Origin of the sequence: Pseudomonas sp. GV085, from assembly GCF_003050925.1 — a bacterium.
Classification (GTDB): Bacteria; Pseudomonadota; Gammaproteobacteria; order Pseudomonadales; family Pseudomonadaceae; genus Aquipseudomonas.
Genome location: NZ_QAOV01000002.1, coordinates 88,971 through 103,357, shown reverse-complemented (window position 1 = coordinate 103,357; position 14,387 = coordinate 88,971). Strand labels below are relative to the sequence as shown.

General features: G+C 57.5%; 13 protein-coding genes. 8 read left to right on the top strand and 5 right to left on the bottom strand.

Features of this window, described 5'->3' with window-relative positions; all coding sequences use genetic code 11:
• Positions 1-2 precede the first annotated feature (2 nt).
• The 3 genes from C8K63_RS04330 to C8K63_RS04320 form a co-directional block, all read right to left on the bottom strand.
• A complete protein-coding gene (locus tag C8K63_RS04330) occupies positions 3-941 on the bottom strand; it encodes an electron transfer flavoprotein subunit alpha/FixB family protein (RefSeq protein ID WP_108215563.1) in 939 nt (312 codons plus the stop codon).
• A complete protein-coding gene (locus C8K63_RS04325; RefSeq protein WP_108215562.1) occupies positions 941-1,690 on the bottom strand; it encodes an electron transfer flavoprotein subunit beta/FixA family protein in 750 nt (249 codons plus the stop codon). The genes C8K63_RS04330 and C8K63_RS04325 overlap by 1 nt, the downstream gene beginning before the upstream one ends.
• A 282-nt stretch (positions 1,691-1,972) precedes the next feature.
• Positions 1,973-3,196, bottom strand: a complete 1,224-nt coding sequence (locus C8K63_RS04320; RefSeq protein WP_108215561.1) for a LysR family transcriptional regulator — start codon at positions 3,194-3,196, stop codon at positions 1,973-1,975.
• A gap of 155 nt (positions 3,197-3,351) precedes the next feature.
• On the opposite strand from C8K63_RS04320, the gene galB reads away from it, so the two are divergent.
• The 8 genes from galB (at position 3,352) to C8K63_RS04280 (ending at position 11,386) form a co-directional block, all read left to right on the top strand.
• On the top strand, positions 3,352-4,086 hold the full coding sequence (gene galB / locus C8K63_RS04315; RefSeq protein WP_108215560.1) for a 4-oxalmesaconate hydratase: 735 nt from the start codon (positions 3,352-3,354) through the stop codon (positions 4,084-4,086).
• A complete protein-coding gene (locus C8K63_RS04310; RefSeq protein WP_108215559.1) occupies positions 4,083-4,799 on the top strand; it encodes a 4-carboxy-4-hydroxy-2-oxoadipate aldolase/oxaloacetate decarboxylase in 717 nt (238 codons plus the stop codon). Before galB ends, C8K63_RS04310 begins: the two co-directional genes overlap by 4 nt.
• A 4-nt stretch (positions 4,800-4,803) precedes the next feature.
• Positions 4,804-5,892, top strand: a complete 1,089-nt coding sequence (locus tag C8K63_RS04305) for a 4-oxalomesaconate tautomerase (protein WP_108215558.1) — start codon at positions 4,804-4,806, stop codon at positions 5,890-5,892.
• Positions 5,889-6,791, top strand: a complete 903-nt coding sequence (locus C8K63_RS04300; protein WP_108215557.1) for an NAD(P)-dependent oxidoreductase — start codon at positions 5,889-5,891, stop codon at positions 6,789-6,791. Before C8K63_RS04305 ends, C8K63_RS04300 begins: the two co-directional genes overlap by 4 nt.
• Positions 6,792-6,842: 51 nt before the next feature.
• A complete protein-coding gene (locus C8K63_RS04295; protein ID WP_108215556.1) occupies positions 6,843-7,727 on the top strand; it encodes a LysR family transcriptional regulator in 885 nt (294 codons plus the stop codon).
• A 114-nt stretch (positions 7,728-7,841) separates the two neighbouring features.
• Positions 7,842-8,705 (top strand): amidohydrolase, encoded by an 864-nt coding sequence (locus C8K63_RS04290; RefSeq protein ID WP_108215555.1) that lies wholly within the window; start codon positions 7,842-7,844, stop codon positions 8,703-8,705.
• A 53-nt stretch (positions 8,706-8,758) separates the two neighbouring features.
• Positions 8,759-10,072 (top strand): dicarboxylate/amino acid:cation symporter, encoded by a 1,314-nt coding sequence (locus tag C8K63_RS04285; RefSeq protein ID WP_108215554.1) that lies wholly within the window; start codon positions 8,759-8,761, stop codon positions 10,070-10,072.
• A gap of 84 nt (positions 10,073-10,156) precedes the next feature.
• Positions 10,157-11,386: an OprD family porin gene (locus tag C8K63_RS04280; RefSeq protein ID WP_108215553.1), complete on the top strand. Its 1,230-nt coding sequence runs from the start codon at positions 10,157-10,159 to the stop codon at positions 11,384-11,386.
• A 157-nt stretch (positions 11,387-11,543) separates the two neighbouring features.
• Here C8K63_RS04280 and C8K63_RS04275 read toward each other — a convergent pair whose 3' ends face one another.
• On the bottom strand, positions 11,544-12,599 hold the full coding sequence (locus C8K63_RS04275; protein ID WP_108215552.1) for an ABC transporter substrate-binding protein: 1,056 nt from the start codon (positions 12,597-12,599) through the stop codon (positions 11,544-11,546).
• Positions 12,600-12,720: 121 nt separating this feature from the next.
• Entirely contained in the window at positions 12,721-14,373 is a 1,653-nt protein-coding gene (locus C8K63_RS04270) for an electron transfer flavoprotein-ubiquinone oxidoreductase (protein ID WP_108215551.1), read from the bottom strand.
• Positions 14,374-14,387 lie beyond the last annotated feature (14 nt).

Genomic DNA, 14,387 nt, shown 5'->3' with positions numbered 1-14,387 from the left:
CCTCAAGACAGGGCAGCTTCAAGCGCTGGAACGGCGTCGAACAAATCGGCAACCAGGCCGTAGTCCGCAACACGGAAAATCGGCGCCTCCTCGTCCTTGTTGATCGCAACGATGATTTTGGAATCTTTCATGCCGGCCAAATGTTGAATGGCACCCGAGATGCCGACAGCGATGTAAAGGTCAGGCGCCACGATCTTGCCTGTCTGGCCAACCTGCATATCATTGGAGACGAAACCGGCGTCGACGGCTGCGCGAGAGGCACCCACCGCGGCACCCAGCTTGTCGGCGACTTTTTCCAGCAGCGCGAAATTTTCGCCACTGCCCATGCCGCGCCCCCCGGAAATGACGATCTTGGCCGAGGTCAGTTCGATCCGTTCAGAGACGCTGAAATCGGCACTCAAGAATTTGGAAAGACCGGTGTCGTGAGAGACGGAAATGGCCTTGATGGGCGCCAATGCCCCCGTCCGTTCGGCAGCTGCAAACGCCGTGGTGCGAACGGTCAGCACCTTGACGGCGTCAGAGCTTTCAACGGTCGCCAGGGCATTACCGGCGTAGTACGGTCGAACGAATGTGTTCGGGGAAACGATTTCCACAACGTCACTGACCTGGGCGACATCCAGTAATGCAGCAACGCGAGGAAGCAGATTTTTGCCGTAAGCGGTCGAAGCGGCGATGACGTGACCATAGGCCGAAGCCTTGACCAAGTCGGTGACCAGGGCCGCGACGTTCTCGACACCTTGATCGGCATACGCGGGCGCATCGGTAATCAGTACGCTCTTCACACCGGCGAAGGCCGCCAATTCTTCGGCAACGTTGCCCGCCAGCTGACCGGCAACCAGAATGTCGACGTCGGCCCCAAGGCTCGCAGCTGCTGAAAGAGCGTTCAAGGTGCCTGACTTAAGAGCCCCCTCATGGTGCTCAGCAATCAATAAAACAGCCATCAGATCACCCCCGCTTCGTTCTTCAGCTTCTCGACCAGTTCTTGAACGCTACTCACACGAATGCCTGCCTTACGCTCAGGCGGCGCTGAGACCTTGATGACTTTCAAACGAGGAGCGATATCGACACCGAGGTCGCTGGCATCAATGACCTCCAGTGGTTTTTTCTTCGCTTTCATGATGTTGGGAAGTGAGGCGTAGCGTGGCTCATTCAGACGCAGGTCAGCGGTGATCACTGCGGGCAACCGCAAGCTTCTGGTTTCCAGTCCACCGTCGACCTCGCGAATGACATTGGCCCACTCACCGACGACGTTGATTTGCGAAGCGAAGGTGCCTTGAGCGCTGCCCATCAATGCGGAAAGCATTTGACCGGTCTGGTTGTTATCACCATCGATGGATTGCTTGCCCAGCAGCACAATGCCGGGTTCTTCACGCTGGGTGACCGTGTAGAGAAGCTTAGCAATCGCAAGGGGTTCCAGATCGCTACCCGCCTTGATCAGCACGGCTCTGTCTGCGCCCATCGCCAGGGCGGTTCGCAACTGCTCCTGACAAGCATCAGGGCCCACCGATACGGCGATGACTTCGCTGGCCTGGCCGCTTTCCTTCAGCTGAAGTGCGGCCTCCACAGCGATCTCGCAGAAGGGGTTTATCGACATTTTTACGTTGCTTAACTCAACGTCAGATTCATCCGCTTTGACACGGACTTTGACGTTGGCGTCTACGACACGCTTCACCGCCACCAGCACCTTCATAGCAACCTCCGAATAAGTCCAAACCTCTGGAATCCGATGCTATAAGCCCCTATAGATGCTTACAAACGATCTATATAGGGCACATGGATAAGTAGGGCTTATTCGTCGTTGATCGCTCTAACATGCGGTGGAAGTTCGTGCCAGACGCTCGCGGACGATGCGAATAACGGTCGGGTCGAGTGATAGCGCCAACGCTGGGGCAACCGCAGAGTTTGAAAACGGAAGAACGAAATAGTGAAAGCTGATTGACGAATAACAGGGCTCAGCCAGGCTAAACCTGCGTCAGTTTGGCGCTGTAACTTCCTTCGTCGCCTCCCCTACCACTTCCCGAACTTTGTCCATCAACGCCTGCGCCGCTGGCGATTGAAGCGACCCCGCTCGGGAGATCAGACCAATCGGTCGCGTGGTGTGGCTAAGGGAAAGGGGCAGTCGCACCAGATCACCGCTGGCCATTTCATGTTCCAGCTGATGTGCCGAAACGGCAGCGAGCATATCTGAGCGCAGCAACACACCGCGCAAAATCGCCAAGTCGCCCGTTTCAATCACAGGGATGGGCGCGGCGATACCGATGTGGGCGAAAAATGCGTCCAGCAATTGTCGCGCCGGGGAACCGGCGCGAGGCAGGATCCAGCGGGCGCCACTCAAGTCTTCATAGACTGGCGTCCGCTTCAACCAAGGATGGTCGCGGCGTACCAGGATCACCATTTCTTCCTGTAGCAACGCCTCGCTATGCAGGTCGCTGGCATAGGCCGACGGGCGTAGAGCGCCGAGGATAAAATCCACATCGCCAGCGCGCAGCTCACTGGCCAACAAGTCGAACGGGCTTTCATTGGTGACGATCCGTACATGAGGGTGTTCCAGGGTCAGGCGCACGATGGCTTCGGGCAGTATTTCCGTGCGTCCCAGAGGCAAGGCCCCCACGTGCACGGCACCTTGAAGGGAGCCACCCAACGCGGCGATGTCCGCATCGATGTGACGCAGCTCATTCAGTGCTCGGCGCACCCGCAGCAACACCGCAAGACAGGCGCGGGTGGGCAGCAAGCCATGGGGCGTGCGTTCAAACAGGCTAGAGCCACTGCCCTGTTCAAGGACTTTGATGGCGGCACTGATCGCTGGCTGGGATACCCCAAGGATATTCGCCGTGGTCTGCATATGGTGGGTTTCACAGAGCTTCGCGAACACCTCCAGGCGTCGGGTCTGGAACAGATAAAGCGGCTCGGCGGCGTGCCCCTTTACCTGCCCCAGCAAAGGTGGCACGGCAAGCAATTCATCCATTGCACGATGCGCCCGAGGAGCTGCACGTTCACCGTAATTGGTCAGACGCATACCATTGACGTTGCGCTCAAACAAAGAGACTCCAAGACGTTTCTCCAAGGCAAGGATGGCGCGCGTCACGACGGGCTGAGCACGAAAAAGCACGGCGGATGCCTTGGATACGCTGCCGTACTCGACAACACGAAGGAAGGCACGAATCTGCATGAGATTGGGCAGTTCAAGACTGTGCATGTGCACCTACCGTGTTATCGAGGAAACGGCCGTACAGCATGCAGAACTCATCCCCATAAGTAAAACGCATACCTCTTGCAGCCGAACGCATTATTCACCACAGACCCCAAGTGCGAATGTGGGCCCTATCAAACAGCCGCAAGAAGAGCCCTCCAATGATCAATACAAAAAAAACCGCACTGATTGTTAGCGCCCACTCCGCCGATTTCGTCTGGCGCGCAGGTGGCTCCATTGCGCTACATGCACAACAGGGTTACGCCGTTCATATCGTGTGCCTCTCCTATGGCGAAAGGGGTGAATCGGCCAAGCTCTGGCGCAAAGGCGAGATGTCGGAAGACAAGGTTAAAACAGCGCGTCGCAGCGAGGCCGAGGCCGCAGCGGAGATCCTTGGCGCGAGCGTGGAATTCTTCGACATCGGCGACTATCCGATGCGCGCTGACAAAGAAACGCTGTTTCGTTTGGCCGATGTGTTTCGTCGCGTGCAACCGGATTTCGTGCTCAGTCACTCGATCAAAGACCCTTACAACTACGACCATCCGTTGGCCATGAACCTGACCCAAGAGGCGCGCATCATCGCCCAGGCGGAAGGTTATAAGCCCGGTGAAAAAATCGTCGGTGCGCCACCGGTCTACAGCTTTGAACCGCATCAGCCTGAGCAGTGCGAATGGCGACCGGATGTCCTGCTGGATATCACTGAGGTCTGGGACAAGAAATATGCCGCCATCCAGTGCATGGCCGGCCAGGAGCATCTCTGGGAGTACTACACCCGCGTCGCTCTGCAACGCGGCGTGCAGGCCAAGCGCAATGTCGGAATCGCCTCTACCCGCAACATCGTGTACGCCGAGGGTTACCAGAGCATCTTTCCACGGGTAACGGAGAACTTGGCATGAGCGCACTGATCGGAAAAACCGGCATTGTCGTGCGCAACATTCCCCGTGCCGACTCGGCGCTGATCGACGAACTGGATCGCTTCGGCGTTGCGACCGTGCATGAAGCTCAGGGTCGCAAAGGCTTATTGGATTCAGCCATCCGCCCAATCCAGCAAAACCAAAGCATCAGCGGAACGGCTGTGACAGTGTTGGTTGCGCCGGGTGACAACTGGATGTTTCACGTCGCCGTCGAACAATGCCAACCCGACGATATTCTGGTGGTTGCGACATCTTCACCCTGCACCGATGGCTACTTCGGCGACTTGCTAGCCACCTCATTGATGGCTCGGGGGGTACGCGCCCTGATAATCGACGCTGGGGTCCGCGATACTCGAACTCTGCGAGACATGGGCTTCAAGGTCTGGTCACGGGCAGTTCATGCCCAAGGTACGGTCAAGGAAACCCTCGGCTCGGTCAACGTTCCGATCATCTGTGCCGGCCAATGGGTCGAGCCTGGTGATGTGGTTGTGGCTGACGATGACGGCGTGGTCATTGTCCGCCGCGAAGAGTTACCAGACGTCGTTGAAACCAGCCGCAAACGCGCTCGATTCGAAGAGCAGAAACGAGTGCGCCTGGCTGCCGGCGAATTGGGCCTGGATATCTACGAGATGCGTCAGAAGCTCGCTGACCGGGGTCTGACCTATTACGACAGCCTTTGCGACCTGCAAGGATGACCCCATGAGCCAAACTCGTATTCCGTGCCTGATGATGCGCGGTGGCACCTCCAAAGGCGCGTACTTTCTTGCACCAGACCTGCCCGCCGAAGAGGCGGTGCGGGATCGGGTGTTGTTGGCAGTCATGGGATCGCCCGATGCTCGACAGATCGATGGTATCGGCGGCGCGAATTCGTTGACTAGCAAGGTCGCGATCATCCGCCGCTCGGAGCGGGCGGACGCCGATGTCGATTACCTGTTCGCGCAGGTTCTGGTCGAGCAAGCCCAGGTCGATTATGGCCAGAACTGCGGGAACATCCTGGCGGGTGTTGGGCCATTCGCCATCGAGCGCAGGCTGGTAGCCGCCCAAGGCGCGCTTACTTCGGTGCGGATTTTCATGGAGAACACCGGCCAGATTGCCATTGCCCATGTCCCCACCCCTGACGGTACGGTCAGTTACGCGGGTGAAGCCCACATCGATGGCGTTCCCGGCGGCGGCGCCCCCCTGATTATCGAGTTTGAAGACATTGCCGGATCCAGCTGCGGCGCATTGTTGCCAACTGGCAACCCCACAGACCGTTTCGACGGCATTGACGTGACTTGCATTGATAACGGCATGCCGGTGATTTTGATTCGCGCCGCCGATGTCGGCCGCAGCGGCTACGAAAGTGCCGAACAACTGGACGCCGACAGCGAACTCAAAGCCGCACTCGAATCCATCCGTTTACAGGCGGGGCCATTGATGAATCTGGGGGATGTCAGCCAGCGCAGCGTACCGAAAGTGTCCTTGATTGCAGCTCCCCGTGAGGGGGGCGCGATTTGCAGTCGCACCTTCATCCCCCATCGCTGCCACACGTCAATCGGGGTATTTGGTGCCGTGAGTGTAGCGTCCGCCTGCCAGATTCCGGGCTCTGTCGCCGATGGACTGACCCAAGTGCAACCAAGTGCACGAGTACAGCTCTCGGTAGAACATCCGACGGGCGAATTTACCGTCGAACTGCACATGCAAAACGGTGAGTTAGCCGGTTGCGGTCTGCTGCGCACGGCCCGGCTGCTGTTCGACGGTAACGTGTGTATTCCCCAGAGTGTCTGGCAGAACGAGGTGACTCAATGAGCATGAAAACCTTAACGTTGATTGGCTTCGGCGAGGCTGGAGCCATTTTTGGCGAGGATCTTGCAGCCTCGGGTGTGACCGTTTACGCCTATGATCGCCTGCAAGAAAACCCCAGTACTCGCGCGGCTCTTTACGACAAGGCCGATCAATGCGGCGTGCTGCTATGCGACAGTTTCGCCCACGCCATTGCGCTCGCAGACTGGGTCATTTCAGCGGTGACCGCCGATGAGGCTTTGACGGTGGCTCAGGCCGCGGCGGTGCTGATGAGACCCGATCAATTGTTCATCGATATCAATTCGGTTGCCCCGTCCACCAAGCGGGCAGCATTCGCCGCTATGCAGCGCCATGGCGTCGGCTATATCGATGCTGCCGTCATGGCCCCGGTACCTCCCCAGCGCTTGAAAACACCCATTTTGCTCGGCGGAGCAGTTGCCGGACAGGTGGCTGAACAGCTCTCTGCACTGGGCATGAACGTACGCCGGGTGGCCGATGAGGTCGGCGTCGCTTCAGCGATCAAGATGTGTCGCAGCATCATGATCAAGGGCCTGGAAGCGCTGACGACCGAATGCTTGAGCACCGCACGCCAGTACCAGGCAGAACGGGAAGTGCTCGCGTCATTGCACCAGAGTTTTCCGCAGATGGGCTGGGACGACGCGTTGCCGCACTACTTGATCAGCCGCGTGGCTGAACATGGTCGGCGACGCTCCGAAGAAATGAAAGAAGTAGCAAAAACCTCGACCGACATGGGTGTGGTGCCGAACATGAGCCTGGCAATCGTCAACGCCCAACGTGGCCTGGTGGATGCCATGGTGGATGCCGATCTTGACTACCCCAACATCGAGCCTTTCGACTGGCTGAACCTGGTTGATACGCTTTATGGCAGCCCACTCACCCGGTAAAGTCTGGCGGAGGAAAAGCGTTAACATGAGTTTTTCCCCCGAGAACGGTTCATGGACTTAAAACAACTCGAATGTTTCGTACGGGTCGCCGAATTCGGAAGCTTTACCAAAGCGGCCGCGGTATTGAATATCTCCCAGTCGGTGGTCAGCCGCCAGGTTCGACAACTGGAAGTCGAATTACAGGAGCATCTGCTGCTGCGCCATGGCCGTGGCGTGTTGCTGACAGCTTCCGGCCAGCGGCTGTTCGATCACGGAAAAGGCATCTTGCGGCAGGTGCAAGTGGCTCGCGAGGAGTTGCGCGAGCAACGTGATACCTTGTCCGGCAAAGTGGTGATCGGGCTTCCACCGAGCATTTCCCGACGCCACACCGTGGCCCTGGTGTCAGCCTTTCGCGAGCGATTCCCCGGTTGTTCCTTGGGTATCAAGGAGGGTTTGAGTCATTCCATGCGAGAGTGGCTGTTGCTGGGCCGTCTGGATTTCGCCCTCCTGTTCAACCCCGCCCACAGTGCGCAGCTGCACTATGAGCATATCCACTCTGAGCCATTGATGTTGATCGGCGCCTCCAACTCGGACCTGCCTGACACGGTCGCGATGCAAGACCTTTGGCGCTATCCACTGATCATTCCCAGCGAACCTCATTCGCTGCGTCGACTGGTCGAAACCCAGGCCTCACGCCACGACATCAAACTGGATGTGTGCCTGGAAATCGACAGTATTCCCTCGCTCCTGGAGCTGATCAATCTGGGCATGGGTTACGGCGTGTTGTTCCGATCTGCCCTCGCCGCCCGCAACAGCCTGCCCGACGGATTGAAAGCGGCGCAGATTGTCGAGCCGTCCATCCCTACCCATTTGTTTATCGCGACATCCGAGCAGCGACCGCTGACGCGTCTGGCTGAGAAGACGTTGGCGATGGTCCGTGAGATATGCATACCTTGATGTCACTCATGCAAAAACAGCATAGCTGCTAGTACTTGGGCTTTGTTGTTCGAGACGCTTGCAAAGCCGACCATCAGGTATCGCGTTCAAACGCAGATCAATGAAGGACATCTGATGAAAAATTGCCTGGCTCCCGATTCCAATCCCACCCAACCTGCGCATGCCCTGCCAGCGGGTGCCTGGGACGCACACTGCCACGTGTTCGGCCCAGCCGCTCAATTCCCTTACGCCGCCGACCGCAGCTACACCCCGCCCGACGCGCCTTTTGAAACCCTGCGAGGGTTGCACGATCACCTGGGGTTCAGCCGTGGCGTTATCGTCCAGGCCAGCTGCCACGGCACTGATAACCGCGCCATGCTCGATGCCATTGCCCGTAGCGACGGACGTTATCGCGGCGTGGCAATCGTTGACGGCAGCGAAACCGACGCCCAACTCGCGGAGATGGATGCCGGCGGCGTGCGCGGGGTTCGTTTCAATTTTGTCGCGCACCTGGGCGGCGCACCCGACCTGGAGGTTTTTGATCGCACCGTCGATCGGCTCGCGCCGTTGGGCTGGCATGTGGTGCTGCATCTCGACGCTCAGGACATCCTGACCTATGTCGATCGCCTGGCCCGGATCCCCGTGCCGTTCATCATCGATCACATGGGTCGGGTCAAGGCTGAAGAAGGCGTTGAACAATCGTCCTTCCTGGCCCTGCTCGATCTGATGGAAAATCCCCTGGCCTGGGTCAAGGTGTGTGGCGCCGAGCGAGTGTCCAGCGGTCGTCGACCGTTCGATGATGCTATCCCCTTCGCCGAACGACTGATCCAGGCAGCACCGGATCGCGTGCTATGGGGCACCGATTGGCCACATCCCAATATCAGCAAAGACATGCCCAACGACGGCGGTCTGGTGGATCTGATGTTCCGCTTCTGCACCGACCCGTCATTGCGCCAGAAACTATTGATCGATAACCCGCTGAAACTGTACGGACGCTGACAGCAGGACCTTTTGCCACACCTCCAACAATAAGATGGCAGTGAGTAAACCTTATGAATCCTATCCCTGTGCCCGCTCAGGTCGAGACACCGACCAGCGCTAACGTAAAGACCAAGCAACCGTTTTACCGTGCGATGTATTTCCAGGTCCTGCTGGGGATCGTCGTCGGTGTGCTTGTCGGTCACTTCTGGCCTGACTTCGCTGCTGACCTCAAACCGCTGGGCGATGCGTTCATCAAACTGATCAAGATGATCATCGGCCCCGTCGTTTTCTGTACGGTAGTCACAGGCATCGCCGGCATGCGGGACTTGAAAAAGGTCGGCCGTGTCGGCGGCAAGGCGCTGCTGTACTTCGAAATCATTTCGACGGTCTCGCTACTGATCGGGTTGATCGGCGGCCACCTCTTCAACCCGGGTGGCGGCTTCAACGTTGACGTCAATACGCTCGACGCCTCCGCCGTCACCGGGTTCGCGGAAAAAGCCCAGCACTTGCACATGGTCGACTTCCTGATGGGCATCATTCCCAGCACGTTCACCCAGGCATTCGCAGAGGGCAACGTGCTGTGCATCTTGCTGGTCTCGGTGCTGTTCGGATGTGCGCTGTCGGCTATGGGAGAGAAAGGCAAGCCGGTGTACGACATCATCGAAGGCTTGTCAGGTGTGTTTTTCCGCATCGTTCACATCATCGCCAAACTGTCTGCGATTGGCGCTTTCGGTGCCATCGCGTTCACCGTCGGCACTTACGGCGTCGAATCGCTGCTGCCGCTTCTGAAATTGATCGGCAGTTTCTACTTGCTCTGCATATTTTTCGTGGTCGTTGTACTTGGCGGCGTTGCACGGCTTAGCGGCTTCAGCATTCTGCGCTTCCTCGCCTACATCAAAGAGGAATTACTGGTGGTGCTGGGCACCAGTTCCTCAGAAGTGGTTTTGCCGCAGATCATGGACAAAATGGAACGTCTCGGTTGCTCCAAACCCGTCGTGGGCCTGGTGATTCCGACTGGTTATTCCTTCAACCTCGATGGCACGAACATCTACCTGACGATGGCCGTGCTGTTCATTTCCCAGGCGCTGAACATCGACTTGACCCTGTCTCAGCAACTGACTCTAGTGATCGTCGCGATGCTGACCTCCAAAGGGGCCAGCGGGGTGTCCGGTGCAGCCTTCGTGATGTTGACCAGCACCTTGATGGTCGTACCAATCGTCCCCGTGGCTGGCATGGTGTTGATCCTCGGCATCCACCGTTTCATGGGCACAGGGCTGGCCATGACCAACCTGGTAGGCAACGGCGTGGCGACGCTGGTGGTCTCCGCTTGGGAAAAAGAGCTAGACCGCAAAAAACTGGCTCAAGAGCTGGGCTGCAAGGCTTAACACTCTCCCCCTAACAACTTCCAATCGAGTGCCTGTTCGGTCCAGTACCGAACAGCGGCTCGTCGTGTCAGGAAAATAATAAAAATGAACCGTACCCTGTCTATCGCAATGTTTGTACCCGGTGTCTGCTGGAGCATTTCCTCGATGGCCGCAGGCTTTATCGAGGACAGCAAGGCGAGCGTTGAAGCACGTAATTTCTACTATAACGGCGACTTTCGAGATGGCGTTGGTGTATCCAAGCGAGATGAATGGGCCCAGGGCTTTTTGCTCAACTATGAGTCCGGGTTTACCCAAGGAGCGATTGGTTTGGGCGTCGATGCGCTGGGATACGCCGGGTACCAATTGGACTCCAGCCCCGACCGCTCCGGCAGCGGATTATTGCCCCGACGCGCGTCCGGTGAGGCCGCTGATGAATACTCCAAAGGCGGACTCGCAGCCAAGGCCAGGTTTTCCAAAACCACCCTGACTTACGGCATCGCACTGCCCAAGGTGCCCGTCCTGCAATTCAATGGCAGTCGGCTGTTTCCCCAGACTTTCCAGGGCACGCAAGTCAGCTCCAGCGAAATCGAACATTTGACGGTGAACGTCGCTCAGTTTGATAAAACCGTCACCCCGGACTCTACCGATCAACGGGACATCGGCATCGCGGCCAAGGACGGACGTTATCGGGCCACCGGCGTCGGTGACCACTTCCGTTATGGTGGCGGCAGCTATCAAATCACTCCGACACTGACCGGTAGCTATTACTATGGCGCACTGGATGATGTGTATCGCCAGCAGTTCCTCGGCCTGATTCACACTACACGCGTCGGTAAAGGCAAAATGACCACCGATCTACGCGCCTTCTCCAGTCGCGATATCGGCGCCGCAAAAGCAGGCGAGGTTGATAACCGGGCCTATTCCGCGGCTGTGGGCTACAGCTTCGATAGCGGCCACAGCATGCTGGCCACTTATCAAGTCATGAAGGGTGCAACCGGCTTCCCCTACATCAACAACCCCTACCTGCCCAATTATGTGCAATACCATGACTTTGGTAGCGCTGGCGAACGCAGCTGGCAATTGCGCTACGGTTACAACTTCGCGCCGATGGGCATTCCTGGCCTGACCTTTTTCACTGCCTACATACGCGGGACGGGGCTGGACAAACCGGGCGCCGAAAAGGAATGGGAACGCGACATCGATGTGACCTACGCTTTTCAAGACTTCCTGAAAGGCTTCTCTGTCCGCCTGCGCAACGCGACCTATCGCAGCGACGATGGCCGCGACATTGATGAAAACCGGTTGATCGCCAGTTACTCGTTTTCTTTGTTTTAAATAACGCTCAAAAAAAGCCCGACGCAAGCGTCGGGCAAAGTGCACCAAGCAGAGAGCAATTCCTTTGATCAGCTCGGCTAATAGCCGCTATCCATCACCGAATCTGGTACTTCGATGGCAGGCCCACCCACACGGCTTAACGGCTAAAGTCAGAGGATCATTTTGCAAGCCAGGCATTGAAGCGTTCGTTCAGCTCGTCAGCATGATCACCCCACCACTGCGAATTCACCTGCAATGCCGTGGCAAAGTTGGCCGGGTCGGTTGGCATACTCGACTTCATATCGGCGTGAACCAGTGGCTGGGACGACTTGCGTGTCGGGCCATAAGCGATGTACTGACTCTGGTCAGCCATAATTTGAGTCGAGGTTGCGAAACGCAGGAAATCCATGGCCTTGGCTTTATTGGGCGCACCCACCGGCACCGCCCACACATCGATGTCATACATCTGGCCGTCCCAGATGATTTTGAAGGGCTGTTTTTCTTTCGCCTGTGCGGCCCAGATCCGACCATTCCAGGCGGAAGTCATCGTGACCTGACCATCTGCCAGCAACTGCGGAGGTTGCGCGCCGGCTTCCCACCAGATGACCTGGCTCTTGATCGAGTCGAGCTTTTTGAAAGCACGCTGAAGCCCCTCATCGGTCTCCAGTGTTTCGTACACCTGATCACGAGGAACACCATCCGCTAACAGAGCCCACTCAAGGTTGGCCTGGGGCGCTTTGCGCAAGCCACGCTTGCCGGGATATTTTTTGAGGTCGAAGAAATCAGCCAGTGTTGTGGGGGCCTGTCCTTTGAAGGCATTGGTGTTGTAGGCAACCGCCGTGCTCCAGATGTAGGCACCGACTCCGCAATCGTTCAGCGACCCTGGCAGGAAGTCCGTCGCCGTAGAGCCATCGGGCGCGGCGGCAAGATCTTTCGCCGGGTTGATGCGCTCCAACAGGCCGGCATTACAGGCCCGCACAGCATCCGGCATTTCCATATCGATCACATCCCAGGCCACTTTTTTCGAGTCAACCTGAGCTTTGAGCTGGGCAATACCTCCCGAGTAATCTTCGGTACGAATCTTGACGCCTGTTTTATCGGCATAGGGTTTGATCGAGGACTGTTGCTGAGCCGCCGCGACGCTCCCGCCATATGTGACAACCGTGAGGTTTTCTTGCGCCATCACGGTGAAGGAGGTCAAGCCAGAGACGAGGACTAACGCTAATTTTTTCATGATGCTCCCGATAGATTTCTAGTAAGGAAGGCAGTGTGATCATTGAGTTCGTTATTGTTTTGTTCCACGCATCGCACTAGTCACGCTTCGGTCGCTCAATCGCGTAGCGACTCTTTCTCCTCTACATGCTGGTGTAGTTGGGTCCCCCGCCTCCCTCGGGTGCACGCCAAACGATGTTCTGACTCGGGTCCTTGATGTCACAGGTTTTGCAGTGCAGACAGTTCTGCGCATTGATCTGAAATCGGCTCGCTGACGCATCCTCCACAACCTCGTACACACCGGCGGGACAGTACCGTTGAGCCGGCTCGGCATAGGTGGGCAGGTTGAACGCGATGGGTATCGAGGAGTCCCTGAGCGTCAGGTGGCAGGGCTGATCTTCTTCATGGTTCGTGTTCGATAAATAGACCGAGGAGGTCTTATCGAAGCTCAGGACGTTGTCGGGTTTTGGGTAGTGAATGACCGAAGCACTATCAGCAGGATCCATGGTCGAGTAGTCGGGGCGTTTGTCGTGGAAAGTCCAAGGCAATTTCCCTTTCAACAGGTTCAGATCGACCCAGGCGTAGGCGGCCCCGATCAGACTGCCGAACCGGTGCATGGCGGGACCGAAATTACGCTGCTGGTAAAGCTCGTCATAAATGGACGACGCCCTGAATTTTCCCGCATACGCTGCCAGATCCTGACCGGCCGACTCATTGACGGCAAACGCCTCAAAGATGGTTTCAGCCGCCAGCATTCCGGACTTCATGGCCGTGTGGGAGCCTTTGATCTTCGCAAAATTCAAGGTGCCGGCATCACACCCAATCAGCAGGCCCCCTGGGAAGTGCATCTTCGGCAAAGACTGAAGCCCGCCTTTCGCAATGGCACGGGCGCCGTAGCTGATGCGCGAGCCACCGCGCAGATACTGCTCGTAAAGCGGGTGATGCTTGAGTTGTTGAAGCTCATCAAACGGCGACAGGTAAGGATTGCGATAGTTGAGATCCACGACCTGTCCGATCACCACCGTACCGTCCTCCAGGTGATACATGAAGGCGCCGCCCTGCGTGCCACTCTGGGTCAATGGCCATCCAGTGCTATGAATCACAAGCCCGGGAACATGCTGCTCAGCGGGGATTTCCCAGACTTCCTTGATGCCCAACCCGTAGTGTTGAGGATCGGAGTCCGCATCGAGCTGATACTTGCTGATCAGCTGTTTGCCCAAGTGCCCGCGACAGCCTTCAGCGAAGATGGTTTGCTTGCCGATCAGCTCGATACCGGGCGTAAAGCCGCCTTTATGCTCTCCTGTTCGGCCGACGCCCATGTCGGCAGTCAACACGCCCCGGACCCTGCCCTCCTCGTCGTACAGCACGTCGGACGCAGGAAAGCCTGGAAACACATCGACCCCCAGGGCTTCCGCTTGCTGGCCCAGCCAACGACATACATTGCCCAGGCTGACGATGAAGTTGCCTTCGTTGTGCATCGTGCTGGGCGCGAAGACTCCGGGAACCCGGATTGAAAGGCGTGAAGACGACAGGTAGAAAATCTCGTCCGACTGCACCGGGGTGTTCAGTGGCGCACCCATGTTTCGCCAGTCGGGAAACAATTCGTTCAGTGCGGTAGGTTCGAACACAGCACCGGACATGATGTGCGCACCGACCTCTGCGCCTTTTTCGACCAGACATACTGACAACTCCCGCCCTTCTACCATTGCCAATTGACGCAGGCGAATGGCAGCAGATAGCCCGGCAGGCCCTCCTCCTACTACGACGACATCGAATTCCATAGCCTCGCGTTGCATCAAAACCTCCACAG

Bases quoted from the DNA above. Each gene is read 5' to 3' on its own strand.
- C8K63_RS04290 (WP_108215555.1), top strand. From the start codon at position 7,842: ATGAAAAATTGCCTGGCTCCCGATTCCAATCCCACCCAACCTGCGCAT.
- C8K63_RS04285 (WP_108215554.1), top strand. From the start codon at position 8,759: ATGAATCCTATCCCTGTGCCCGCTCAGGTCGAGACACCGACCAGCGCT.
- C8K63_RS04320 (WP_108215561.1), bottom strand. From the start codon at position 3,196: ATGCACAGTCTTGAACTGCCCAATCTCATGCAGATTCGTGCCTTCCTT.
- galB (WP_108215560.1), top strand. From the start codon at position 3,352: ATGATCAATACAAAAAAAACCGCACTGATTGTTAGCGCCCACTCCGCC.
- C8K63_RS04330 (WP_108215563.1), bottom strand. From the start codon at position 941: ATGGCTGTTTTATTGATTGCTGAGCACCATGAGGGGGCTCTTAAGTCA.
- C8K63_RS04270 (WP_108215551.1), bottom strand. From the start codon at position 14,373: ATGCAACGCGAGGCTATGGAATTCGATGTCGTCGTAGTAGGAGGAGGG.
- C8K63_RS04280 (WP_108215553.1), top strand. From the start codon at position 10,157: ATGAACCGTACCCTGTCTATCGCAATGTTTGTACCCGGTGTCTGCTGG.
- C8K63_RS04305 (WP_108215558.1), top strand. From the start codon at position 4,804: ATGAGCCAAACTCGTATTCCGTGCCTGATGATGCGCGGTGGCACCTCC.
- C8K63_RS04310 (WP_108215559.1), top strand. From the start codon at position 4,083: ATGAGCGCACTGATCGGAAAAACCGGCATTGTCGTGCGCAACATTCCC.
- C8K63_RS04295 (WP_108215556.1), top strand. From the start codon at position 6,843: ATGGACTTAAAACAACTCGAATGTTTCGTACGGGTCGCCGAATTCGGA.
- C8K63_RS04325 (WP_108215562.1), bottom strand. From the start codon at position 1,690: ATGAAGGTGCTGGTGGCGGTGAAGCGTGTCGTAGACGCCAACGTCAAA.
- C8K63_RS04300 (WP_108215557.1), top strand. From the start codon at position 5,889: ATGAGCATGAAAACCTTAACGTTGATTGGCTTCGGCGAGGCTGGAGCC.
- C8K63_RS04275 (WP_108215552.1), bottom strand. From the start codon at position 12,599: ATGAAAAAATTAGCGTTAGTCCTCGTCTCTGGCTTGACCTCCTTCACC.